Below are 25,453 nucleotides of genomic sequence, written 5' to 3' on the forward strand. Positions count from 1 at the left end.
AACGGCTCGACTGCCAGGAGGTACTCCGTGTACGACCCCGAGTTCACCCTCGACTACGACCGGTTCGATCCCGAGGCGGAGGGCCTGCGGGAATCGATGACCTCAACGGGCAACGGCTACTTCTGTACTCGCGGCACCGCCGAGTGGGAGGACATGGGCGAGGTCCACTATCCCGGCACCTACGCGCACCGCTGCTACAACCGCGAGACGACGATCATGGGCGGAAGCCCGGTCCTCAACGAGGATCTGGTCAACCTGCCCAACTGGCTCGTCCTCAAACTGCGTATCGACGGTGAGGAAGCGATCCGGCTGTCGAATGTCGAGGTGTTGTCGTACCGGCACGTCTATGACATTCGCACCGCGACGGTCATCCGCGAACTCCGCTTCCGCGATCGGAACGGCCGCGAAACCTCGCTGACGAGTCGACGGTTCGTCAGCATGGCGCATTCGCATCAGGGCGCACTCCAATGGACGCTCACGCCCGAGAACTGGTCCGGCCACGTCGAGATCGTCTCGGCACTCGACGGCCGTGTCACCAACCGCGCGGTCGCCCGCTACCGCGATCTCGTCGGTCGCCATCTCGATCCGGTCACGCCCCGCACGTTCGGACCCGAGACGATCGCGTTGAAAGTGCAGATCCGGCAGTCGGACATCTACATCGCGCAGGCCGCACGCACGCGGGTGTTCTCCGGCAACGACACCGAGCCCACCGAGGTCGAACGCGACCTGTATCAGACCGAGGACTACATCCAACAAGTCCTGGCCTTGGACGTCACCGAGGGGCACACGATCCGCGTCGAGAAGATCGTGGCGATGTTCACCTCGCGTGATGACGCGATCACCGAGCCGCTCGCATCCGCCGGCCGCCATGTGCTGCGATATTCCGATTTCGCCGCGGCGCATCTCGAACACGCCGCGGCGTGGGAAGAGCTGTGGGACATCTGCGATATCCGGCTCCCCCGGGAGCCACGGACACAATTGCTGCTGCGCCTGCACATCGCGCATGTCCTTCAGGTGTGTTCGCGTCACACGTCGCGCCTCGATGCCGGGGTCCCGGCGCGGGGGCTCAACGGCGAGGCGTATCGCGGGCACGTCTTCTGGGACGAGCTGTACGTGTATCCGTTCCTCGATCTGCGGATGCCGGAAGTCACCAAGGGCCTGATCATGTATCGGTACCGGCGGTTGGCCGAGGCACAGGCCGCTGCGCCCGAGGCCGGGTACCGGGGTGCGATGTACCCGTGGCAGAGCGGATCGGACGGTACCGAGGAGACCCAGCTGGTCCACCTCAATCCGATGTCGGGTCTGTGGGATCCCGACCTGAGCCGACATCAGCGACACGTCAGTGCCGCGATCTTCTACAACGTGTGGCGGTACTACCAGGCGACCGACGACTTCGAGTTCCTGGCCGACCACGGTGCGGAGATGATGCTCGAGATCACCCGGTTCTGGGCGTCGATCGCCGAATACAACCCCGAGCTGGATCGATTCGAGATCCACGGGGTGATGGGGCCCGACGAGTTCCATGAGCGCTACCCCGGATCGGACGAGCCGGGGCTGCACAACAATGCATACACGAATGTGATGGTGGCGTGGATCGCGTCGAAGGCAATCGAGGTGCTCGAACTGCTTTCGACGAGCAGGCAGACGGCCCTGCGGGTGACCGACGAGGAACTGGCGCGCTGGTCGGAGATGAGCCACAAGATGTTCGTGCCGTTCCACGACGGTGTCATCAGTCAGTTCGAGGGTTACGACAAGCTCGACGAGATCGACTGGGAACACTATCGCGCGTCGTATCCGAACATTCAGCGGATGGACCGGATTCTGCGGGCCGAGGGGCGTGATCCCAATCGGTACAAGGTGTCCAAGCAGGCGGATGCGGTGATGCTGTTCTTCCTGTTCGACGACAACGAGTTGCGGCCGATCTTCGAGCGTCTCGGCTACGAGTACGACCGGGATCTCGTGCGACGCACCGTCGACTACTACGACGAGCGTTCCTCTCACGGGTCCACTCTCAGTTTCGTCGCGTACGCGGGTGTGCTGGCGGGATTCGATCCCGAGTCGTCGTGGGAGCGGTTCAAGGTGGCCCTCGAGAGTGATGTGAGCGATCTGCAGGGCGGCACCACCAAGGAGGGCATCCACATGGGGGTCATGGCCGGGACGCTGGATCTGGTACAGCGCTATTACGTCGGCGCCCGGATCTACGACGGTGTGCTGATGTTCCGGCCGCGGCTGCTCCCCCACCTCGACGGGGTGTCGTTCTCCATGAGGTATCGGGGTACCCCGCTGCGAGTGCAGATCTCCGGTGAGACATTGTCGGTGCTCGCGGAGGTCGAGGGGTTCCGGGTGCCGGTGCGGGTGGGAGTCAACGGAGAGACGGTGCGGCTCGAAGCGGGGCAATCGCACGAGTTCCGTGTCCCGACCACTCCCCTACCTGCCTGAGCGAGGGAATCGCCATGACACGCGATGAGAGTTCGCCCGCAATGGGTTTCGCAGGTGTGATATTCGACGTCGACGGTGTTCTCGTCGATTCACCACACGAAGCGGCCTGGCGGGAGTCGCTGGCGGAGCTCATGACGGGCCCGTGGCAGGACGCGGCCGAGCGTTCCTCATGGTCGCCGGACGCATTCACCTCGCGGGTCTACCGCGAGGTTCTGTCGGGGAAACCTCGGCACGAGGGAGCACTGGCCTGCCTCGAGTACTTCGAGGTACCCGACGCGCAGCAGCGTGAGAGCGAGTACGCGGAGCGTAAGCAGACGATGCTGCTCCGGTTGATCGAGGAGGCCCGGTTCGACGCATATGCGGACGGGGTTCGGTTGGTGATGGCGGTGCGCGCCGCGGGCATTCCCGTCGCCGCGGCGTCGTCCTCGAAGAATGCGCACCGCTTCCTACGGGCGATCCGGCTCGGAGAGTTCGGCGGTGGCGACACATCCTTGCTCGACACATCGCTGCTCGACGTGTTCGACGCAGACCTGTCGGGTCGCGATTTCGCCAAGGGCAAGCCGGATCCGGAAATTTTTCTCACCGCGGCCGCCGAACTCGGTGTAGCTCCGGAGCGGTGTGTGGTGGTCGAGGACGCGGTCAGTGGTGTGCAGGCCGCGAAGGCGGGAGCGTTGGTCGCGCTCGGTGTGGCGCGTGCAGATGACGAGCACGAATTGGCACGGGCGGGTGCAGATCTCGTCGTGACCTCGCTCGATGATGTGGACCGTGAGGCGTTCGCCGCCGGACGGCTGGAGCGGCGCGCACATTGACTCTGCGGCTGTTCAAGGGTTGAGGCCGTGCCAGCGCCAGTCGGCGATCTCCGGCATGTCCTCGCCGTGCTCCCGGATGTACTGCCGGTGCCTGATCAACATGTTCTTCAGGTGCTCGCGGGCGTAGGCGGCGACCGGGCGGATGCGTTCGACGCGGTCGATGACGTCCAGCGCCAGATCGAAGCGGTCGATCCTGTTGAGGACGCACATGTCGAACGGGGTTGTCGTGGTGCCCTCTTCGATGTATCCGCGCACGTGGATGTTGTCGTGGTTGCGGCGGCGGTAGGTGAGCCGGTGGATGAGCCACGGGTACCCGTGGTAGGCGAACACGACGGGTGTGTCGGTGGTGAACAGGGCGTCGAAGTCGGGGTCGGGCAGTCCGTGCGGGTGTCCCCTGTCGTCTTGGAGCCTCATCAGGTCGACGACGTTGACCACTCGGATCAACAGGTCGGGAAACCACTCGTGGAGGATCTCGACTGCGGCAAGAGTTTCCATGGTGGGAACGTCGCCTGCGCAGCCGAGCACCACATCGGGTTCGGCGCCGCGGTCGGTGCCCGCCCAGTCCCAGATCCCGATGCCTTTGGTGCAGTGAACAATGGCGTCGTCGATCGACAGGTACTGCGGCTCCGGTTGTTTCCCGGCGACGATGACGTTGATGTACTGGCGGGTGCGTAGACAGTGGTCGGCCACCGAGAGCAGCGTATTGGCGTCCGGTGGTAGGTAGACGCGGATCACGTCGGACTTCTTGTTGACGACGTGATCGATGAATCCGGGGTCCTGGTGGGAGAACCCATTGTGATCCTGCCGCCACACATGTGAGGTGAGGAGATAGTTGAGGGACGGGATCGGTCGGCGCCACTCGATCCGGTTGGTGGTGCGCAGCCATTTGGCATGCTGGTTGACCATCGAGTCGACGATGTGTACGAACGCCTCGTAGCAGGAGAACAATCCGTGCCGTCCGGTCAGCAGGTATCCCTCGAGCCATCCCTGGCAGGTGTGTTCCGACAGGATCTCCATGACCCGGCCGTCGGGTGCGAGGTGTTCGTCGGTCGGCAGGATGTCGGCATTCCAGGTGCGATCGGTGGCGTCGAGGACGTCGCCGAGGCGGTTGGAGTTGTGCTCGTCGGGTGCGAACATGCGGAAGGTTGTCGGGTTGTACCGCATGACTTCGCGAAGGAAGGTGCCCAGAACCTTTGTGGCCTCCGCCTGTTCGTGTCCGGGTCGGTCGACGGCGACAGCGTGGTCGCGGAAGTCGGGCAGGGCGAGGTCGCGGACGGCGGGGCCACCGTTGGTGTGCGGATTGGCGCTCATGCGCCGAGTACCGGCGGGGTGCAGGTGACGGACGGCCGGTATCGGCGTTCCATGGTCGTCGAACAATTCGTCGGGCCGGTAACTGCGCAGCCAGTGTTCGAGGATGCGCCGGTGTTCGTCGTTGTCGCGGGCGTTCGCGAAGGGCACTTGATGTGCCCGCCACGTCCCTTCTATGGGGAGTCCGTCGACCTCGACCGGTCCGGTCCAGCCCTTCGGGGAACGCAGCACGATCATCGGCCACACGGGTCGGTCGCTGCGACCGGATTGTCGTGCCTCTTGCTGGATCTCGGCGATGCGGTCGAGGCTGCGGTCGAGCGCGTCGGCAAAGTGCCGGTGCATGTAGTCCGGGTCCTGACCGGAGACGACGATGGGTTCGTGCCCGTATCCGCGGAGCAGTGATTCGAGTTCGTCGTCGCCGATGCGGTCGAGAAGCGTGGGGTTGGCGATTTTGTATCCGTTGAGGTGCAGGATCGGAAGTACGGCCCCGTCGCGGCGCGGATCGACGAATTTGTTGGAATGCCAGCTCGCGGCGAGCGGTCCGGTTTCTGCTTCGCCGTCTCCGATGACTGCTGCGACCACGAGGCCGGGGTTGTCGAACGCGGCGCCATATGCGTGGGATAGTGAATACCCGAGTTCGCCTCCTTCGTGGATGGACCCGGGGGTCTCCGGAGCCACGTGGCTGGGTATGCCGCCGGGGAAGGAGAATTGGGTGAACAGGCGGCGCATGCCCGATTCGTCCTGGGAGACGTCGGGATAAATTTCACTGTAGGTGCCTTCGAGCCACGCTGCGGCGACCGGTCCAGGTCCGCCGTGGCCGGGGCCCATGACGTACATCATGTCGAGGTCCCGGGCGAGGATCGCGCGGTTGAGGTGCGCATAGATGAAGTTGAGTCCCGGGGTGGTGCCCCAGTGGCCGAGTAGACGCGGTTTGATGTGTTCGGGACGCAGCGGTTCCCTCAGGAGAGGGTTGTCCATGAGGTATATCTGCCCGACCGACAGGTAGTTGGCGGCACGCCACCATGCATCGAGTTCATCGAGACCGTCGCCGGTCAGGGCGCTGGAGTCAGCGGTGTCGGAGATCTGCATCGGGCTCCTCGTTGTCGGCGACCGCCCGTGACGACGTGCTGCACGATCGGCTCGAGCGCGTACCCTCTGGAAGAACGGTACCCACCACACAGGCGTCTCACTCGTCGATCTCGGATTCATCGGTGGGTGGCCCGTGAGGAGGCCGGTCGCGCCTGCGCGGCGTGGCCGTAGACACTCGCACGGATCGAGCAGCTTCGGGAGTTGAGTGCCCATGGCGTGGGCCCGAGCAGCAGAACAGCGCACAGATGGCGCTGCGTCCTTCGTGCACGAGCAGGTGCACTCGTTTGCGGGCCGCGTCGTGTGGCCGATCGCGGCGGTCGTCGCGGTCGCTCATCTGGTGGCGGCGGTGGTGGGTGGTGACGGCTACTGGTTCGACGAGGTGTACATGCTCGCGATCGGCCGCGATCACCTGGACTGGGGATCTGCCGATCAGCCGCCGGTCGCGCCGCTGCTGGCGCGGGTGTCGGATGTCGTTGCGCCGGGTTCGATCCTGGTTCTGAGATTTGTGCCCATCGTGGCGACGGTCGCGGCGGTGGTCGTGGCGGCGCTGATCGCGCGCGAACTCGGCGGGGATCGGCGGGCGCAGGGCATCACTGCGGCGGCGCAGGCGACGTCGATTTCGGCGGCGTTGTTCGGGCATTGGCTCACGCCGTACACTCTCGAGCCGGTGCAGTGGTTGCTTCTGTTGTGGTTGTTCGTCCGGTGGGTGCGGCTCCGCGACGACCGGTTGCTCTTGTTTGTCGGTGTGGTGGCGGGGATCGCCGCGGAGACGAAGTTTCAGGTCATGTTGTTGTGTGCGGCGCTGGTGGTCGCTGTGCTGGTGTGCGGGCCGCGTGAAGTGTTACGGCGACCGATGTTCTGGGCCGGTGTGGCAGTCGGAGCCGTGATCACCGCACCGACCCTGGTGTGGCAGGCGCGCCACGGCTGGCCGCAGTTGCTGATGTCCGAGATCGTTGCCGAGGAAGCAGAGGTGCTGTACGGAGGCCGGGCTTCGGTCACGATTCAAATGCTGGTGTGGGCCGGTGCGGCGGGCACGGTGCTCGTCCTGCTCGGGTTGTGGTGGTTGCTGCGCGATCGGGAGTTCCGCCACTATCGGTTTCTTGCGGTCGCCTTCCTTGCCTTGCTGATCGTCTTCACGGTCACCGCAGGGCGGCCCTACTATCTCGCCGGGTTCCACGGCGCGCTCATCGCAGTCGGGGCGGTGGGATTGCAGCGGCGACGCGAACGGGGTCTGCACCGCTGGAGTTGGACGGCGTGGCCGGCGTTCGCGATCAGTGCACTCATCGCCGGGGTGGTGCTCGCGACGTCGGTGGGGATCTCCAACAGTGATGTGGGTGAACGGATCGCGGAGAGCACAGCCGGCGCGTACCGGGAACTGTCCGACGATCGTGACCGTATCGCGGTGATCGGCCAGTCGTACATCATCGCCGCCTATCTCGACGGATACGCGGCGACTGTCGATCTGCCACCGGCCCACAGCCCGAACCGTGCCTACGGGTATTTCCCACTACCCGACGACTCGCGGACCGAGGTCCTGTTCGCCGGGACCGACCCGTCGACACTCGCTCCCTTCTTCACCGAGGTCACGCAGCTACGCGGGCCCGTGAGCGACGAGATCGATACCGGTGTGTGGCTGCTGTCGGGCCGCACCATGCCGTGGAACGAGATCTGGCCACAGGTGCAGACCTTGCGGGTGGGCTGATTCGAAGGTTCACAGTCCGAGGCGGGTGACGGCGTTGGCGACGAGGCCCGCGTGCTGGCGGCTGTACAGCGCGACCATGCGTTCGTCGGCGTGCCCGGTCTGCGTCATGATCGTCTGAGTGGTGGCGCCGCCCCGCACGGCCTGGGTGACGAATCCGGCGCGCAGGCTGTGTCCGCCGAGGGTCGCGACGAGTTCGTCGCTGAATCCGGCGCGGCGGGCGCGGCGCTGGATCATCGAATGCACGGATTGTCCGGACAACGCTTCGGCGCCGAGCGACCCGGTGCGGTGGACCGGCCGGAACAGCGCACGGTGACCGCCCGCTTTGGCTCCGGCAGCGAGGCCCCGGCAGCAATGCTGCACCGGCCCCTCGTCGCCGTGTTCGAGCAGCGCCGCGACCGCGGGTCTGCCTCCGGCGTCCCAGGTGTCGAGTACTTCCCGCCAGCGCCGATACGCGCACACCGGGCAGGTGTGCGGGTCGTGTCCGTGTGGGAGGGTCACGGTGCGGCCACGCGCATCGCGGTCTGTTTTGGATCGGCGGACGGTGACGTAGAGGCCGTCGGCGCGGTGAGGGACGACGTCGACGACGGTCAGAGCAGTCAGTTCGGAACGGCGCAGTGCCCCGGCGAGACCCATGAGCAGCAGGGCGGCGTCGCGGCGTTCGGCGGCGCGTTCGGCCCAGCCTGCGGCCGCGGCGTCGGCGCGCATGTGGGTGAGGATCGTGCGGATGTCATCGGTGAGCAGCGGGGTCCGCCGGGCGGGCGGTGTGGCTCGGTCACGGCGGATTCCGCGGAGGAGTTCGCGGACCGATTCATGGTGTCCGGGTTTCGGGTGTCCGGCCAGGGAGTGCATCTTGTTGATCGTCGATACCCAGCGCGACAGCGTCGACGGCGCATAGGCGTAGCGGCCGTCGGCGCGGACTTCGACCGATTTCTCGGTGACGAACCAGGAGATCTGGTCGGGTGTCGCCGGGAGGGGGCTGTGGCCGGTGCTCTGGCACCAGCGGGTGTAGGTGTCCCAGTCGTTCAGTTGTGCGACACGGGTGTTGTCGGAGGCGGCCTTGTCCCGTAGCCGGCGCATGGCGTCGGCGATGGTGTCCGGGGGGTGCGGGGTGTGGTGGGCGAGGTCTGCCGGGACGACGACCTCGGGAACGTGTTCGGTGCTCATGGGATCGGTCAGGCCTCGCTGACCTGTTGGACGCGCAGATCGCGGGCGAGGTGGTCGCGTTGCTCGACGACGAGGCGGCGCAGTGCGCCGGGTGCGTCGGTGTTCGACTCGAGCCACGCGTCGACCTGGTCGAGGGTGTCGGTCGCGGGGAACAGCCCGAGGACGATGCGGCGGGCGATCTCGATGCTGCGTTCGGACCAGGTGTCGCGCAGGACCGCGAAGTAGTCGTGGTCGTAAGGGCCGGTCAGATCGCGGCGCGCGCCGGCGTGGAAACCGCCGATGGTGGCGTCGAGGTGGTCGTTGGTCAGGGTGTGATCGGCGAAGATGGCCGCCCACGCGTGGGCTTTCACTTCGGCACGAGGGCGGGCCGTCATGGCCCGCAGGTGCGCGGTGCGGCCGGTGGCGGTGTCGTCGCGGCTCAGTTCGTCGTCGAGGTCGGGCTTGTCGGCGAATCCGGTAGCGGTGAGCGCCGTCCACCAGGTCCATCGCAGATCGGCGTCCAGTGCAAGTCCCGAGGGGGCGGGTGTGATGCCGTCGAGGAGTGCCCGGAGGTCGGCGGCACGGTGGGCGTCCATGGTGGCGGCTGCGCCGACAGCGCGGGCGAACGCGAGTTGGGCGCCGCTGCCGGGTTCCGCAATCTCGAGTCCGTGCCAGACGGCGTCGAGCCACGCTGCGCGCGCGTCGGGTCGGGCTGCCGGAGGAAGGTAATGCTCGATGGCGGCGGGAGCGTTGGCGAGGACAGCGGTGAGCAGCGCGAGGTTCGGTTCGTTCGTCGAAAAGCGTCTCGCCATCGCGATGTAGCGGCTGGCGGTGAGTTCACCGTCGCGGGTCGCGTTCCACAGTGCCGACCAGATGAGACCGCGTGCGAGGGGGTCGCGGACCCGGTCGAGTGCGGATTCGACGGTGGTCAGGGAGCGTTCGTCGAGGCGGATCTTGGCGTAGGTGAGGTCGTCGTCGTTGAGCAGGATCAGTGGTGCGTCGGGCAGTTCGAGCCGGGTGCGGGCGTCGGCGACGTCGACCTCGATGCGGTGGATGCGCACGAGGTCGCCGGCGGGATCGCGGTCGTAGCAGCCGACCGCGAGGCGGTGGGGTCGCGGGTCGGTCTGCAGGATGTCGTAGCGGCCGTCGCCTGCGGGTTCGAGGACCAAGGTGGAGACACCGGAGGTCTGCAGCCACGCGCGCGCCCATTCGGTGAGGTCGCGGCCGGAAGTTGCGGACAGTTCGGTGAGGAGATCATCGAGGGTGGTGTTGCCGTAGGCGTGGGCTCGGAAGTAGCGACGGGATCCTTCGAGGAAGGCGTCGCGGCCGACGTAGGCGACGAGTTGTTTGAGGACGCTGGCGCCCTTGGCGTAGGTGATGCCGTCGAAGTTGAGTTTGGCGGCTTCGAGGTCGACGATGTCGGCGACGATGGGGTGGGTGGTGGGGAGTTGGTCCTGCAGGTACGCCCAGGCCTTGCGGCGGTTGGCGAACGCGACCCAGGCGTCGGTGTATTTCGTGGCCTCGGCGCTGACGAGCGATCCCATGTAGTCGGCGAAAGATTCTTTGAGCCACAGATCGTCCCACCACTTCATGGTGACCAGGTCGCCGAACCACATGTGCGCCATCTCGTGCAGGATCGTGTTGGCGCGGCCCTGGTACTGGGCTTCGGTGGCGGCACCGCGGAAGACGTAGGCCTCGGTGAAGGTGACGCAGCCGGGGTTCTCCATGGCGCCGAGGTTGTATTCGGGAACGAACACCTGGTCGTACTTGCCGAACGGGTACGGGTAGTCGAAGTGTTCGGCGTAGAAGTCGAGACCTTCGGTGGTGACCTGGAGAATCTCGTCGGCGTCGAGGTGTTCGGCGAGCGAGGCGCGGCACAGCACGCGCAGCGGCACGGTGAGTTCTCCCCTGGTCCACGAGGAGTCGACGCGATGGTAGGGCCCGGCGACGATAGCGGTGATGTAGGTGGAGATCGGCAGGGTCGGGGCGAACGTGACGGTCTGGTTGTCGCCGCCGCGCTGCCGGTGATCGACGGCTTGGTTGGAGACCACCTGCCAGTGTGCGGGTGCGGTGACGACGAATGTGAATGCGCCCTTGAGATCGGGTTGTTCGAAACAGGCGAAGACGCGGCGGGCGTCGGCGGGTTCGTACTGGGTGTAGAGGTACGTTTCGCCGTCGACCGGGTCGAGGAAACGATGCAGGCCCTCCCCCGACCTGCTGTATCGGCCGGTGGCGACGATGGTGACGACGTTGATTTCGCGGAGTCCGCTGATACTGATCCGTGCGCCGTCGTAGACCACGGGGATCAGGTCGCCGTTGACGGTGACGGATTCGACCGAGTCCCCGAGGAAGTCGACCCAGGTCTCCGGTGTGGAAGCGGTGAACTCGATCGTGGTCACCGTGGGGAAGCCGGTGCGGTCTTGGTCGACGGCGCCGCGCAGGTCGAGTTCGACGTGGTAGGAGTGCACGTCGAGAGCGCGGGCGCGCGCGGCGGTTTCGGCTCGGGCAAGGTTCGCGGAACTCACGGATCCGATCCTGCCATCCCCGCACCGGTTTCTGGTCGGTGTGCGTGTGTCGGCGGGTCCGGTTATCGGCGGGTCAGGGTCGTCCAGTCCGGATCGAGGTGGCCGAGGAACAGATCCTGCTCGTCGGCGAGCGGTTCGGGCAGTGGTAGCGGCACGAAGTGGCACGCGAACTGCAGTCCGGTGTCGGTGCCGGTGCCGGTGCCGCGGACGGTGTGGGTCCAGGTGTCGGGAGCATCGTCGGGTACGCGGAGGTGGAGGACATGGGTGTGGCGTGGTTGCCCGGTGATCGGGTGCGGTCGGTGATCGATGCCGACCACCCCGATCACGGTGCAGGTGTCGAGTCCGGTTTCTTCGGTGACCTCCCGGAGCGCGGCTGCGTGTGAGTCCTCCCCTGGTTCGATACCTCCGGCCGGGATCTGGGTGCCCGCGTCAGGAATACCGACGTGGTCGAACACGAGCAGTTCAGGGCCCGCGCGGTGGCGGATCACGTAGGCGGCGACGCGTCTCCGGGGTGTGGACATCGACTCAGTATTCAGGTGTGCTCTTCCAGGTGCGCTGAGTGTCAGGCGCCGAGGACATCCGCCAACGGCGTGGAGGGACGTCCGGTGAGGCGTCGCAGGTCGTCGCGATCGGTGTCGAGTACCCCTGCAGCGATTCCGGCATCGGAGTCGGCGAGGATCCGAGCGAATGGCGCCGGCACTCCAGCGCCCTCGAGCATGGTGGCGTACTCCGCCTGCGGCAGGTCCTTGTAGGTGACGGCGGTGCCGATAGCACGGGAGAGCACGTCGGCGATGTCGGCGTAGGTGAGGTGCTGGTCGCCGCCGAGTTCGTAGGTGACGCCGTCGTGGCCGTCGGTGGTGAGAACGACGGCGGCAGCATCGGCGAAGTCCTTGCGTGCGGCTCCGGCGACGCGCCCGGTGCCGGCCGCGCCGAACAGTGCGCCGGTGGCCCTGGCCGTGTCGACGGCCGTCTCGTAGTTCTCCCAGTACCAGCCGTTGCGCAGCAGTGTGTGGGCGATTCCGGACTGGGCGAGCAGTTCTTCGGTGGCCTTGTGTTCGGCGGCGAGCGCCAAGGGGCTGGTGTCCGCGGCCAGGACCGAGGTGTAGGCGATGGATCCGACTCCGGCGGCCTTGGCTGCCTCGATGATGTTGGTGTGCTGCGGCAGGCGCCGGCCGACCTCGCTACCGGAGATGAGGAGCAGCTTGTCGACGCCGGTGAGGGCCTCGCGGAGCGCAGCCGGATCAGTGTAGTCGGCTGCACGGACCTGAACGCCGGTGGCGGCGAGATCGGCGGCTTTGGCGGTGTCACGGACGATTGCGACGATGTCGGCGGCGGCGACGCCGCGTTCCTGCAGTGCGGTAATGGACAGGCGGCCGAGGTGTCCGGCAGCTCCGGTCACGGCGATGGTCATGTGTGTCTCCTCGTGTTGGGTCCGCTCGCCGAAGCGCGCGAACTGTTGATGCTTCAACTTCCCCACTAGTTATACGCTTACTTTTCGATAGTGCAACATTTTCCTCAGTGCTTCTTCAAGGTTCGCGAGGTAAAATGGGCAGCCATGAGCACCGCCGACCTCCCCGAAGCCAATGTCTTCGCGCGCGACTGCGCGTCCCGTCCGGTGCTTCAGAACATCACCGGACGCTGGGGTGCCCTCGTCCTCGCGGCGCTGTCCGAGAAGACCCACCGCTTCTCCGAACTACGCCGCCACGTCGACGGCATCAGCGAACGGATGCTCTCGCAAACCCTGCAGACCCTCGAACGCGACGGCCTGGTGCACCGCGAGGTTCTCACGACCATCCCCCCGCACGTCGAGTACTCGCTCACCGACCTGGGGCACCGCATCGTCACTCCGCTCCTCACCCTCCTGTTCCTCGTGGAGGACAGCGTGCCCGAGATCCTCGCGGCGCAGATCGAGCACGATCGCGCGCACTGAGAGTTGGCAGCTCGACGGGCGGGGTCCCGCGACCACGCCCTTACAATGCTGACGTGACACCGATCCGCTACGGCATCCTCCTGTTCGACGACGTCGAGGTGCTCGACGCGTTCGGCCCGTTCGAGGTGTTCTCCGTGGCCGCACGCCTGAGCCCGACCGACGTCGCCGGAGCCGTCCTGGTGTCCGCCTACCCCGAGTGGTCGACGATCACCGCGCGTGGAGGCCTGCGGGTACAGACGGACGTGTCGATCGCCGACGCCCCACACTTGGATGTTCTTCTGGTCCCCGGCGGTGTCACCGATCGGGTCGAGCACGACGATGCCGTCGTGTCCTGGATCGCGGCGCGATCCTCCGCTCCCGTGGTGGCGTCGGTGTGCACGGGCGCGTTTCTGCTCGCCGCAGCGGGCGTGGTGACCGATCATCGCGTCACCACACACTGGGAGGACCAGGCCGAACTGGCACGTCGTTTCCCCGACCTGACCGTGTTGACCGAACCGCGGTGGGTGCACGACCGTGGCGTCTACACTTCCGCGGGAATCTCTGCGGGCATCGACCTCGCCCTGCACCTGGTATCGCTGGTCGACGATGCCCTCGCGCTCCGCGTCGCGCGGCAGATGGACTACCACTGGCAGAAGGTTCACGCCGTCGACTGAACTTCCCTGTCGGACAGGCGCATCTGCGTTTCTTGCCGTGTCATGTCATGTCTCGTCCGACAGGATCTCGACGTACCCGTCCGTTCCGTTCACCCGGATTCGTTGCCCGTCGCGAATCACCCGGGTGGCATCGGGCACCGCGACGACGGCGGGCACACCGTACTCCCTCGCGATCACCGCACCGTGGGTCATCAGTCCGCCCACCTCGGTGACCAGGCCGGCGATCGCGACGAACAGTGGCGTCCAGCTCGGATCGGTGTACGCGGTGATCAGGATGTCGCCCGCGTCGAGATCGGCCCGCGCGATGTCGGCGACCACGCGGGCGCGTCCTTCGACGACCCCCGCGGATACCGCGAGGCCGGGTAGTGCTCCGGTGGGAAGGTCGTCTCGGCGATACACACCGGTGACGGTCTCGCCGTCCGAGGTGAGTACGCGTGGCGGTGTGAGAAGCCGGTACGAGCGAAACGCCTCTTGTCGTTCACGGATGAGCTCGGCGGAGGCGTGTTGTGTGCGTACGACCTCGCGGAGTTCGTCGAAACGCAGGTAGAAGATGTCGTCCGCTCGCCGAAGCACACCGGCCCCGACGAGGCGCTCGGCTTCGCCGAGGAGTGCCTGCTTGTAGACGAAGTAGCGGCAGACCATTCCGTATTTCGGATACTCGCGGTACCCCGCGAACGCGCGGACGCGGTCGATCATTTCCTTGGTCTCGTCCGCCTTGCGCGCGCCGTCCGGCAGTGCGCGCAGCCGCTCGAGCACCTCGTGTTCCTTCTGCTGTGCCGCGCGCAGTCCGTCGTCGAAACGTCGACGAGCGGCCCCCGGCGCAAAGTTTGCGACGTTGCCGAGGAGGGTGGGGACGAGCGCGGTAGGGTGCTCGCACCATCGAGGCCTGGTGATATCGATTTCTCCGACGCAGCGCATCCCGTACTTGCCGAGGAAGGAGTCGATGGCAGCGCGGGCTTCTCGCCCACCGGGGACCGTGGCCAATGCGTCGAGGAAGTGCACCTCGTCGATTCCGGCGTCCTCGACACGGCGGAGGAAGGAGACGACCTCCGGATTCGGCCGGATCACGTCGGCCACGTCGAGCAGCTCGAGGCCCATCTCGGAGGTGATGTTGTGGGGAACGGATTGGGTGAGGGTGTCGACCGCGTGCTTCTCCCCCAACCACTCCTCGAGGTGGTCGCGCAGCCAGGTTGCGCCGTCCAATGAGGCCATGATCGCTCGGTAGCTCTTCGGCGCGAACAGGATCCGTCGGAGTTCCCCGATGTCGTCGGCTATGAACTCGAGCAGCGCAGGCCCTGTTCGGGTGCGGATGTCGCGGGTCAAGGCTGCGGTGGAGGCTTCGCTGTCGGCGATCAGTTCGGTGACGAGTGCCTCGTCGGGCGGGATCGGCGCGGGTGCGGCACCGTCGGTCGGCGCCTCGACCGGATCGGTGTCCGGGACGGTCGGAACGAAGCCGCGGTCGACGAGGGTGCACAATGCATCGCCGACGAGTGGTTCGGAACTGCCGAGCGCCGCCACCAGGCCGGCGCGCGCGGTGGGTGATGCCAATCGTTCGGTGACGTCGACGAACAGCCGGCCTCCGGCGTCGCGCATGGGCGCCGTGCTCGTCATCTGCCACACGGACAGCCCCAGCGGTGTCATGGCGTCGGTCATCATCTGCTGGTGACCGACCGACACGTACACGCGGTTGGCGTCGTCGGCTGCTTCCGGGATCGGGAAGAGTGTGGTGATCGGCCGGCTTTGGACGATCCGGATTTCGTTGTCGACGAGGCACCATTCGATGTCCTGGGGACTTCCGAAGTGGGCTTCGATGTCGCGACCGAGCTGCGCGAGCCGCACTGCCTGCGCATCGGTGAGCACCGGCCGGTTCTGCTGCTCGGGTGCGAGGGACCGAATTCTCGTTCCGCCTGTGGGTTCTGCCTCGAGGGCGAGTTCTTGTCTCGCCACGGCCCTGTCCGTGACTTCACCGCGGCGCACTGTGTAGACGTCCGCGTCGACCAGGCCGGAGACGAGAGCTTCGCCGAATCCGAATCCGGCGTCGATGGAGACGACGGTGCGATCGGAGGTGATGGGGTCTGCGGTGAAGAGGATCCCGGACGCCTGCGGGAACACCATGTGCTGCACGATCACCGCCATCCGGATCGTGCGGTGGTCGAACCCGTTCCGCAGCCGGTAGGTGACGGCGCGTTCGGTGAACAATGAACCCCAGCACCGGCTGACGTGCTGGAGGATCTCCTGCGCTCCGACGATGTTGAGGTAGGTGTCGTGTTGGCCGGCGAAGGAGGCGTTCGGGAGGTCCTCGGCGGTCGCGCTCGAGCGGACGGCATATGCGCCGTGTTCGCCGAGTTCAGCGTGTGCGCCGACGATCGCGGCCGCCACCTCGTCGGGGATCGCGCATTGTTCGATCGCGCGGCGGATGTCGGCGCTCGAGGCTCGGATTCCTTCGCGGTCGCGCTCGTCGAGCTCCCAGAGTCGTTCGAGCAGCGCGTCGATCTGCGGTGCGTCGGTCATGACCCGGCGGTAGGCCTCCGTCGTCACGCAGAAGCCGTCCGGCACCTGGATGCCTGCGAGGCGCGTCAATTCTCCGAGGTTCGCGCCCTTTCCTCCGACCTCTGCGATATTTGTGCGGTCGACCTCGTCGAAGCCCAGCACATAGCCCATTCCCTGCTCCTGACCTGTGGTCTCGGTATGCGAGAGGCGAGTATGGACCAATTTTCCGGGCCTCATGAGCGGCACCGATCGTGTATAACGTGAAAGGGGGACGAGGAAGTCGCAGGCAAGTGCCACAGTCCCGAACGATCCTCATCGCTGAGTGCCCGTAGGCGCCTGAACACCCAGGTCAGGGCTGCACGGGTCGTCGTGCCCGAAGTCGGTCGACGATGATACTGCGGGCGACTCTCCCCTCGGGTGTGGGAGTGAGCGGGTAGACGTGCAGAAGCCCGTCGCCGGTGTGATAGTCGACGTCGACGCCTGCGGTCGTCGCTTTCTCGACGACCAGGCGTGTGTCGGGGTAGATGATGTCGCGGGTGCCGATGAACACGGTGAGTGGTCCGAGTCCGTGTAGGTCGGCGGCGAGTGGGCTGACCCAGGGGTGGTCGAGGGCGAGGTCGCGCCGCCAGTGGTCGATGAACACGCGGGTGCCCTCGCGGGCGAGCCACGGGTCGGTGGGTTGGACGTCATCGATTTCGGGGTTGGACAGGGACAGGTCGAGCGCCGCCGAGATGAGTACCGTGCGCGGCAGTATCAGCGCGTGCTCGTCGCGCAGCGCGATTGCGGCCGAGAGCGCGATCTGCCCGCCCGCGGAGTCACCGGCCAGGCACACGGTGGCGTGCAGGTCGTGGTTGGCCCGGACGAGTTCGGCGATCGCCGGGACGACCTGCCCGGCGGTACCGAACGGCACCAGCGGATAGATCGGCACCGTGACGGTCGTCTGCGCCTCCGCGGCGATCTGTGCCGCGAGATGCCAATGCTGCGAGACGATTTCGTTGACCCACCCGCCGCCGTGAACGTAGACGGTGTTGCCGTGGGGTTCTCCCGCGGCGGGGGTGATCGTGTAGATCGGCCACTGTCCGCTCCGGTCGATGGTCACTGTCACGTCGCGGCGCAACCGGGCAGGCGGCCCGTAGGGTCGCGGTCGGAGTGAGACGTCCTTCAGGTGGTCGCGCGCGGTGGCCGGGTCGAGGTAGTTGCGGTTTCGGCGCATCGCTTTGATGACCGTGGGCAGTAGACGACTCGGCACGCTCGGCAACGTGTCCTCCTGTGGTCGAAGGTGGAGCCGGGCAGCGCGATCTGCTCCCTTCCCGGCGTCGGTGCCCACTCTAGATCCATGGGGAAGGTCGCGGACGCCCTCGACGGCCGGTTCAGATCGCGGCGCATGCGGGGGCCGGCGCATCCTCGAACAACGGCGCTCCGATCGGCGTGAGATACACGACGTCGAGTATCACCGGCACCGTCCCTGCATTGCGGCCCTCGTGCATGTGGTCGGCCCCCGCGGGTTCGTCGATCACCTCACCCGCGTCGTAGATCACCGGCGCGCAATCCGCTCCGGGATGTGTGAGCGTGCCCGCCCGGACGATGCCGAGAACGGGCCCGTCGTGGTAGTGCCACCCTGTCGTTCCACCCGGGTCGATGGTGATCTCGCGCGCCACGGCGTGCACCCCGTCGGGCACGAACGGTAGAAGGTTCGGTGGAACCTCGATGTCCACCCATGTCACGCCCGAGATTCCCGCGCTCGGGGTGGCGTGGGCCCACCCGGGCACCGCGACAGAACCTGCGATGACGATCGCCGCGAGCACACCACGCGTGGGTCGTCTCATGGCCAGGGACGTTACCGCCCGCGCGACCCACGCGGGGGGCGAACGCGCACGCCGGTCGCCGACACGGGCCGTGGGTGATGCAGGCCCGAGTGCCTCGTCCGCCTACCCTGTCACAGTGAACGAAACAGGTCGATCCCCCGTCGGAGCGGTCGAGGATCCGCTGGTGCGGGACGATCGGCTGCGGTTGTTCTCGTTCGCGACCGCCGAGAAACGCACCCACTACCTGTGGGTTCTGCGCGCATTCGACCACGCGCGCGGCAACTACACGGTGCTGCTGCACGCCGGGGACGTCGAGACCGTCCTGAACCGCATCGCAGCAGACCGACCCGGAGACGGGCCCGAGGCCTCCGACCTTCCGGCGCTGCTCGAGCAACTCCACGCGTGGGGTGTGCTCGAGCGCAGCTACGACGGCACCCGCGCCGCAACGCTCGCCGAGTACCGCAATCGCCACTACGTCTACCAGTTCGGCCAGGCAGGCTACCGGGCGTTCCGCGCAGTGGAAGATGTGCTGTCGGCGCGCGGGGAGGACGTGTCCCTGTCGCGGCTGGCGCTGGCCGATCTGCTCGCCGATCTCACCGAACTCGCCGACGCGAACGCCGCCGGTGACGGTGAACTCGTCTACCGCAAATTGAACCGGCTCGACTCGACGCTGTCGGACATGGCCGAACGCGCCGCCCGGTTCTACCTGGTGCTCGGCGATCTGGTGCGCACCACCGAGATCACCCCGGAAGTGTTCCTCGACCAGAAGGACGCGCTGCTCACGCATATGCGCGAGTTCAGTTCCGATCTTGCCCGCTACGCCCCGAAGCTCACCGCGGCGCTCGACCGTGTACATGCCACCGGCTCCGACACACTGCCCACGCTGGCGGCGCAGCACGACGAGCGGGTGCTGCTCTCGTTCGAGGAACGCGAAGCCGACTGGCGGATGCGCTGGCGCGGTGTCGAGCATTGGTTCGTCGGTGTGGGGTCCGCGCCGAGCGAATCGGAGCGGCTGCGCGGCGCGACGATCAATGCCATCTCGGCGGTGCTGTCGCTGCTGCGGCGCCTGACCGAGCAACGACGCGGCGGCGTCAGCCGCGAATCGCAGTTGCGGCACCTGGCGGGGTGGTTCGCGAACGCGCCCACCGAGGACGCCGCGCATGCCCTGTTCGGCGCCGTGTTCGATCTCGGCCGGCCCCGGCATTTCTCGATACCGCATCCCGACGCGGACGTCATCCCCGTCACCCGTTCGTGGTGGGAGGCGCCGCCGGTGGAGATCTCGCGCACGCTCGCGGAAACCGGGCGGCGTCCCGCTGCGGGAGCGCCCGGACGGATCCAGCGTAATGATGCCGGGGTGCGCAGGTTGCGGGAGAAGCAGCTCGAGACGCAGCGGCGCCGCGCGCAGGCCGCGAAGTCGCTCGCGGTCGGTGGTGTGCGGGAGCGGGAGCTTTCGGAGCCGGAGGCCGAGGTGTTGTTGAGTCTGCTCGATGCGGCGTTGTCTGCGCGGGTGCCGGTCAGTGGGCGGGTGCGGTCCGATGAGGGAACGTCGGGGACACAGAACGGGGTGAAGCTCACGTTGCGGCCGAGTGAGGAGTCGATGGTGGTGCGCACCGCGCGGGGCAGTTTGTATCTGGATCATCTGTCGGTGGAGGTGCAGTGAGGGCGCGTGCGATTGCGTCGGTCGATCTCGATGCGTATCAGCGGGCGGCGCGGCTGATCCTGACGCATCATCTGGTGACGGCGACGTTCCCGGATCGGTCGGCGTTGTCGTCGCTGCGCCGGTGGGCGACGGAATTGCGTGAGGATCTGCTCGCCACGTTCGGGTATCGGCTCGAGGTCACCGAGACCACGGCGCGGTTGTTCACGGTCGCGGATCGGCTCGATCCGGGTGCGGGTACGAGTACCGCGACGGACCGGCCGTTCGATCGTCGCCGGTATGCGTTTCTGGCGTTGTCGATCGCGGCGTTGGGTCGCGGTGGTGGTCAGATCACGTTGTCGGAGTTGGCCGATCATGTGGCGTCGGATGCGAGCCGGGTGGAAGGCATCGATCTCGACACCGAGCGCAGCGCGGATCGGGATGCGTTCGTCGATGCGGTGGCGTGGTTGACGGCGCGGGGTGCGCTGGCGCTCGCCGATGGTGATGCGAGTGGCTGGGCGAGCGACCCGGGGCGCGGGGAGGCGCTCTACGACATCGATCGTGCGGTGGTGGCCGCGGTGTTCCGTCCTCCGCGGGCGTTGCAGCACCTGACGTCGGTGCGGGCGCTGCTCGGCTCGTCCGTGCCGCACACCGACACCGGTGAGGTGCGGCGGCGGGTGCGTCGCGCGCTGGTGCAGAAGCCGGTGGTCTACGCCGAGGAGTTGTCGGACGACGAGGCGTTGCAGTTGGCGTTGCCGCGCACCACCGAGGAGGTGGAGTTGTTGACGGGGCTGGTGTGTGAGCGGCGCGCCGAGGGGGTGGCGCTGGTCGATACGTCGGGCCGGTTGTCGGATGTGCGGTTCCCGAATACGGGGACGGTCGCGCAGGTCGCGTTGCTGTTGGCCGGGGAGATGTGCGATCGGGTGCTGGATCCGGATGCTGCGGCGCCGGAGCGGATGCCGTTGCCCTCTGATCGGCATGGTGCGCTGGCGGCGGCGATCGACGGTGCGATTCCGCGGTCGGGGTTGTTCACCCCGTTGGCGTCCGCGGCGCCGGGAGAATTGGTCGATCGTCTCGAGGGTGAGTCGGAGCGTCCGGCCCCGATGCATCCGTTGATCGAGGATTCGTGGATCGCGGGCACGATCGGGCGGCTCGTCCAGACTTATGGGCGGACGTTCGCTGCGCAGTGGCAGGCGGATCCGGCGGGGCTTGCGCAGGCGGCGACGGAGCGGCTCGAGCAGATGCGGTTGGTGGTGCGCACGCCCGGCGGGGTGCTGGCGTTGCCGGCGCTGGCGCGGTTCCGTGGCGTGACGGTCAGTGTGCGCAAGCGTGATCCGGAGTTCGATCTGTTTCCTGATGCGTCGCCGCCGGACGATGTGCCCGGGGCCGACGCCCCATGCCCTGTACCTGATTCGATCGACTCGGAGATTTCATGAGCAGCGCCCGTTTCCGCCCGACGCGTGCCGGGATCATCAATCTGTGGGACTACCGCGATCAGGAGTTCTCGTTTGCCGACGGTCGTCTGGTGCTGCGTGGTCCGAACGGCTCGGGCAAGACGAAGGCCCTCGAGGTGTTGTTTCCGTTCGTGTTGGACGGGCGCATCGAGCCGCGCCGGTTGAACCCGTTCGCCGGTGAGGAACGCACGATGCGCTCGAATCTGCTGTATCAGGGGCAGGAGAGCGCGCATTCGTATGTGTGGATGGAGTTCAGCCGCGGGCAGCGCGACGACCCGGAGGCTGTGACGGTCGGGGTCGGGATGCGCGCGACGAAGGGCAACGACAAGGTCACCCGCTGGCATTTCGTGGTGGACGGCCGGGTCGGGGTCGACTTCTCGCTACTCGACGACGAGGATCGGCCGCTGACGAAGAAGCAGCTGATCGAGCAGGTCGGTGCCGATGCGATCACCGAACGTCCGATCGAGTACCGGGCGGCGATCGATGCGCGGATGTTCGGTCTCGGCGCGCAACGGTACGACCAGTTGATCAATCTGATCCTGACGTTGCGGCGTCCGCAGCTGGCGAAGAATCTCGATCCGAAGGGCTTGTCGCAGGCCCTGACCGACGGGTTGCGGCCGCTCGACGACGAGCTGGTCGTCGAGGCGGCCCGGTCGTTCTCCGACATGGAGGAGGTGGCCCGCACGCTGGAGTCGCTGGCAGCCGCCGATGATGCGGCGCAGCGGTTCGTCACCGTCTATTCGAAGTATGTACGGCAACAGGCGCGGGTGACGGTGGAGCAGGTGGCGGGGCGGCTCGAGGCCGTCGACGCCGCGGTGCTCGCGTTGCGGCAGGCCGCCACCACGCAGCAGGAGGCCACGGCTGCACGCGCCGAGTCGGAGGAGCGGCTCGCCGGTGCGGAGCGGGAGCACGAGCAGGCCCGCACCACGCTCGATGCGTTGCAGCGGTCGAGCGCGTACGAGGGCAAGCAGCAGCTCGACGACCTCGCGTCGGTGGTGGCGAACCTGGAACGCACCACCGCGGCGCAGACCGACAATGCGACGCGGGCGCAGGCTGCGTTGGCCGATCGGGTCGGCGAGCAGACTCGTGCCGAGGACGCCGTGACCGCCGCGACGTCGACGCGGCGCCGCACGGAAGATGCGATGCAGGCTGCGGCCGAGGATGCGTCCATCGCATGGTCGGGTGTGGAGCACATCGATCGGACGGAGCGGCTGGTCGCGGTGATCGAGGCGAACGCCGAGGAACGCGACGCCGACGTGCGGGCGGTGCGCAGCGCATTGTCGAAGGTCGAGGGGGCGGCTGCGGCGCGTACGCGAGCGGAGGTGGCGGCGACGCGCAGCCGCGGTCAGCGCGACACGGCGCTGGCGGCGGTGGAGGCAGCGGAGACCGTCGTCGAACTGGCCCGCAGTGAGACGGCGAACGAGCTGCGGCGCTGGTGGACCGAGCACACGAACACCCTGTCCGGCGTGGGATTGTCGACACCGGTGTTCGAGGCGCTCGATGCCGCGTTCGGTGTGGTCGGTGAGGATGACGCCACCTCGCCGACTGCGGTGCTGGCCGAGCACACCGGCCCGGTCGTCGAGGAGATCCGGTTCCGGCGGCGCGCGACGGTCTCCGAGATCGATGCGCTCGGGGTGCGGATCGGTGAGCTCGAGCAGGAGCGTGCTGCGGTGGCGGCCGAGCGGGACGACGCTCCCCCGCCGTTTCCCGCGCGCTGCGGGAGCCGAGCGGATATGGACGGCGCGCCGCTGTGGCAGCTCGTGCGATTCCGGGACGATGTGTCGGCGGAGGATGCGGCGGGCGTCGAGGCGGCGTTGCAGGCGGCGAATCTGCTCGACGGGTGGCTCGTCGGGGGCGCCGGTGAAATCCCGGATCTCGAATCGGAGCAGCTGCTGCTGGCGTTGCCGACGGAGCAGCGACCGACCGGCCGCACGCTGTCGGATGTTCTTGTGCCCGAATCTGATACGCCGGTACCTGAGTCTCGGGTCGCGGAGGTACTCGCGTCGATCGCGTTGACGGCGGAGCCGGGCAGTGGCGTCGCGGTGGATGTGCGCGGCGGATATCGGCAGGGTGTGCAGCTCGGTCGTCACAGCAAGGATCATGCGGAGTTCATCGGGGCGACGGCCCGTGCACGACGACGGCAGCGGCGCATCGCCGAACTCGAAGCGACCATTGCCGAATCCCGCGCGGAGGCGCAGACCCTGCGTGAGGAAGAGCAGTCGCTCGGCGACCGTCTCACGGCTCTCGACCGGGCAGTGAAGGCACTTCCCCGCACCGGCTCGGTCCTCGCCGCGCTGCGGAAGGTGACCGAGTGTGCGGGTGCGTTGCGTACCGCGCAGGACTCGGCGGCGGCGGCCGACCGGGATCACGATCAGGCGATCGCCGATGCGTCGGTCAAGGAACAGCAGCTGCGTGCGGCTGCGGCGCGGCACCGCAGCCCGCTCACCGCCGTCGAGCTGGACAGCCTCGACGCTGCGATCCGGCATTTCCGGACGCAGGGCCAGACGCTGCTCCGGGCGCTGCGTGATCAGGCGAACACAGCCGAACGTCTGCGGGAAGCACAGTCTCGGCACGACGAGGCGCGGGTCGCGGCGGACGAGGCCGCCGAACAGTCTCTCGAGGCTGCGGAGTCGCTGGCACATCAGCAGCAGCGGCTCGAGACATTGCGGGAGTCGATCGGCGCGAGCGCCGAGCGCATCGATGCGCAACTCGAGGAGGCCCGGAGTCGAATCGAGTCGGCGAAAACAGCCGAACGCGCGGCTCGACATGCGTTCCAGTCGACACTCGAGCAGATCGGCAAGTCCGAGGCCGCACACACGGCCGCGGAGCAGACGTTGCGGTCGGCGCTGGTGGAATGTCACGTCGATGCCCGTAAGTTGGCGCCGTTCGCGCACCGCGACCTGTTGGCGTTGCTCGAGGTGCAGAGCGAGCACACGTGGCCGGCGAGCGAGGCTGCGTGGCTCGATGCCGATCAGGTGGTCTACCGGATCCGGCACACTACAGGCGTCGACGGCGCTGCCGTCGAGGTGCCACCCGTCGAGGTGCTGCCCGTCGAGGTGCTGCCCGTCGAGGTGGCCGGGTTGTTCCGGTCGCTCCAGACCGCGACGGAGTCGGTGTCGGCCGGGGAATCTGCGCGCAAGTCGACGGGGTCGGCGTTGACGTCGGCGCTGCAGGACTTCGATGCCGAACTCGCGCGGGGACGCGACTATCGCCTGACCTGGGATGCTCCCGACGGGGTGACGGTGGTGCAGGTGCAGGACGAGCAGGGCTACACCTCGGTCGGGCGGTTCGCGGCGCGCATCGCGCGGGCGCGGCAGGAGCAGGAGGCGTTGCTCACCGATTCGGAGCGCCGCATCCTCGAGGATGCGCTGCTGACCGGGTTGTCTCAGCAGATCCACGAACGCACTGTTGATGCCCGCGATCTGATCGGCCGGATGGGGACCGAGATGCGGCAGCGGCACATGTCGTCGGGAAACACGATCGGGGTGCACTGGGTGCTCGCCGATCATCTGGACGAGCGGGCGCGGGCGGTGTGCAAACTGCTCGATCGGGATGCGTCGGCGTTGTCGCCGGAGGATCTGGCGGGGATCCGGGCGCATTTCGCGTCGCGGATCCGCGCGGAGCGGGCGGCTCATCCGGAGCGGTCGTATCCGGAGATCCTCGCGGCGACGCTGGATTACCGGCGGTGGCGGGTGTTCTCGTTCAGCCTCATCGGGTCGGATGGCAGTGAGGACCGGTTGACGCCGGCGCGGCATTCGGCGTTGTCCGGTGGTGAGCAGTCGGTGTCGCTGCATCTGCCGTTGTTCGCGGCGGCGCACGTGATGCTCGATTCCGCCGATCCGCACGCGCCGCGGCTGCTGGCGCTCGATGAGGCGTTCGCGGGTGTCGACGACACCGGGCGCAGCGAGTTGCTGGGCCTGTGTGTGCAATTCGACCTCGACCTGTTCATGACCGGGTTCGATCTGTGGATCACCTACGGTGGGGTACCGGGGTGTGCGCACTACGATCTGTCGCATTCGGTGGCGGAGCACACGGTCGCGGCGACGCTGCTGGTGTGGTCCGGTGGCGAGTTGCTCGCCGAGCACGACGGGTCGGATCTGGCGACGGCGTTGGGGTCGCCGGGCACGCGGCGGGTGACGCAGCCGGTGGATGGTGCGTTCGAGTTCGCCTGATCGGCATGGGATTCCGGGGAGAGTAGATGAGCTGGGCCGGAAGCAACGAACTGCGTGCGGTGCTCGACAGGGCCCGCCGTCATCTCGAACGCAACGGACTTCAGGTGACCGGGAAGATCACCGTGCCGGTCACTGAGGAAACCCCCGATCTGTATCGGTTGGCTCTCGCTATGCGCGGAGTCGAGTTGACTTCCTCCCCCGCATGAACACGGAGGATTCCTACGCAGCCTCACCATCCGGCAAGATCTGTTCAGCGGGTTCCTGCTTCACCGGGTCCGCGCATGCAAGCACACGTCTT

Annotated in this window: 17 protein-coding genes; 9 read left to right on the forward strand and 8 right to left on the reverse strand. The window is 67.3% G+C overall.

Annotation, left to right across the window (positions count from 1 at the left end; all coding sequences use genetic code 11):
• Positions 1–27 precede the first annotated feature (27 nt).
• Positions 28–2,439, forward strand: coding sequence for a glycoside hydrolase family 65 protein (locus tag ACFWB0_RS11270; RefSeq protein WP_378490521.1), 2,412 nt, complete (start codon positions 28–30; stop codon positions 2,437–2,439).
• Positions 2,440–2,453: 14 nt separating this feature from the next.
• Positions 2,454–3,248, forward strand: a complete 795-nt coding sequence (locus tag ACFWB0_RS11275) for an HAD family hydrolase (protein WP_378490522.1) — start codon at positions 2,454–2,456, stop codon at positions 3,246–3,248.
• A 12-nt stretch (positions 3,249–3,260) separates the two neighbouring features.
• Here ACFWB0_RS11275 and ACFWB0_RS11280 read toward each other — a convergent pair whose 3' ends face one another.
• Positions 3,261–5,645, reverse strand: a complete 2,385-nt coding sequence (locus ACFWB0_RS11280) for a phosphoketolase (protein ID WP_378490523.1) — start codon at positions 5,643–5,645, stop codon at positions 3,261–3,263.
• A 211-nt stretch (positions 5,646–5,856) separates the two neighbouring features.
• Between ACFWB0_RS11280 and ACFWB0_RS11285 the strand changes: the two genes are divergently transcribed.
• Positions 5,857–7,347, forward strand: a complete 1,491-nt coding sequence (locus tag ACFWB0_RS11285) for a glycosyltransferase family 39 protein (RefSeq protein ID WP_378490524.1) — start codon at positions 5,857–5,859, stop codon at positions 7,345–7,347.
• Positions 7,348–7,356: 9 nt separating this feature from the next.
• On the opposite strand, the gene ACFWB0_RS11290 is transcribed toward ACFWB0_RS11285, so the two are convergent.
• The 4 genes from ACFWB0_RS11290 to ACFWB0_RS11305 form a co-directional block, all read right to left on the reverse strand.
• On the reverse strand, positions 7,357–8,511 hold the full coding sequence (locus ACFWB0_RS11290) for an integrase (protein ID WP_378490525.1): 1,155 nt from the start codon (positions 8,509–8,511) through the stop codon (positions 7,357–7,359).
• Positions 8,512–8,519: 8 nt separating this feature from the next.
• A complete protein-coding gene (gene pepN / locus ACFWB0_RS11295; protein ID WP_378490526.1) occupies positions 8,520–11,015 on the reverse strand; it encodes an aminopeptidase N in 2,496 nt (831 codons plus the stop codon).
• A 62-nt stretch (positions 11,016–11,077) separates the two neighbouring features.
• A complete protein-coding gene (locus tag ACFWB0_RS11300) occupies positions 11,078–11,536 on the reverse strand; it encodes an NUDIX domain-containing protein (protein ID WP_378490527.1) in 459 nt (152 codons plus the stop codon).
• A 41-nt stretch (positions 11,537–11,577) separates the two neighbouring features.
• Complete coding sequence (locus tag ACFWB0_RS11305; RefSeq protein WP_378490528.1) at positions 11,578–12,426, reverse strand: SDR family oxidoreductase; 849 nt, start codon at positions 12,424–12,426, stop codon at positions 11,578–11,580.
• A gap of 144 nt (positions 12,427–12,570) precedes the next feature.
• Here ACFWB0_RS11305 and ACFWB0_RS11310 point away from each other — a divergent pair, with 144 nt between their 5' ends.
• Positions 12,571–12,945: a winged helix-turn-helix transcriptional regulator gene (locus tag ACFWB0_RS11310; protein ID WP_378490529.1), complete on the forward strand. Its 375-nt coding sequence runs from the start codon at positions 12,571–12,573 to the stop codon at positions 12,943–12,945.
• A gap of 53 nt (positions 12,946–12,998) precedes the next feature.
• Positions 12,999–13,598: a DJ-1/PfpI family protein gene (locus ACFWB0_RS11315; RefSeq protein WP_378490530.1), complete on the forward strand. Its 600-nt coding sequence runs from the start codon at positions 12,999–13,001 to the stop codon at positions 13,596–13,598.
• 45 nt (positions 13,599–13,643) lie between these two features.
• Here the strand turns inward: ACFWB0_RS11315 and rph are convergent, their stop codons facing one another.
• From rph to ACFWB0_RS11330, 3 genes are all read right to left on the reverse strand, one after another.
• On the reverse strand, positions 13,644–16,259 hold the full coding sequence (gene rph / locus ACFWB0_RS11320; RefSeq protein ID WP_378490531.1) for a rifamycin-inactivating phosphotransferase: 2,616 nt from the start codon (positions 16,257–16,259) through the stop codon (positions 13,644–13,646).
• Positions 16,260–16,437: 178 nt separating this feature from the next.
• Entirely contained in the window at positions 16,438–17,337 is a 900-nt protein-coding gene (locus ACFWB0_RS11325) for an alpha/beta hydrolase fold domain-containing protein (RefSeq protein WP_378490532.1), read from the reverse strand.
• A gap of 121 nt (positions 17,338–17,458) precedes the next feature.
• Complete coding sequence (locus tag ACFWB0_RS11330; protein WP_378490533.1) at positions 17,459–17,914, reverse strand: cupin domain-containing protein; 456 nt, start codon at positions 17,912–17,914, stop codon at positions 17,459–17,461.
• Positions 17,915–18,092: 178 nt separating this feature from the next.
• On the opposite strand from ACFWB0_RS11330, the gene ACFWB0_RS11335 reads away from it, so the two are divergent.
• From ACFWB0_RS11335 to ACFWB0_RS11350, 4 genes are read left to right on the forward strand one after another with little or no spacing between them, the layout of a single operon-like run.
• Complete coding sequence (locus tag ACFWB0_RS11335; protein WP_378490539.1) at positions 18,093–19,553, forward strand: TIGR02677 family protein; 1,461 nt, start codon at positions 18,093–18,095, stop codon at positions 19,551–19,553.
• Complete coding sequence (locus ACFWB0_RS11340) at positions 19,550–20,965, forward strand: TIGR02678 family protein (protein WP_378490534.1); 1,416 nt, start codon at positions 19,550–19,552, stop codon at positions 20,963–20,965. Before ACFWB0_RS11335 ends, ACFWB0_RS11340 begins: the two co-directional genes overlap by 4 nt.
• Entirely contained in the window at positions 20,962–25,155 is a 4,194-nt protein-coding gene (locus tag ACFWB0_RS11345) for a TIGR02680 family protein (protein WP_378490535.1), read from the forward strand. Before ACFWB0_RS11340 ends, ACFWB0_RS11345 begins: the two co-directional genes overlap by 4 nt.
• Positions 25,156–25,181: 26 nt before the next feature.
• Positions 25,182–25,361, forward strand: a complete 180-nt coding sequence (locus ACFWB0_RS11350) for a hypothetical protein (protein WP_378490536.1) — start codon at positions 25,182–25,184, stop codon at positions 25,359–25,361.
• Positions 25,362–25,453: the final 92 nt, after the last annotated feature.

The organism is Rhodococcus sp. NPDC060086 (assembly GCF_042730275.1).
Lineage (GTDB): Bacteria > Actinomycetota > Actinomycetes > Mycobacteriales > Mycobacteriaceae > Rhodococcus.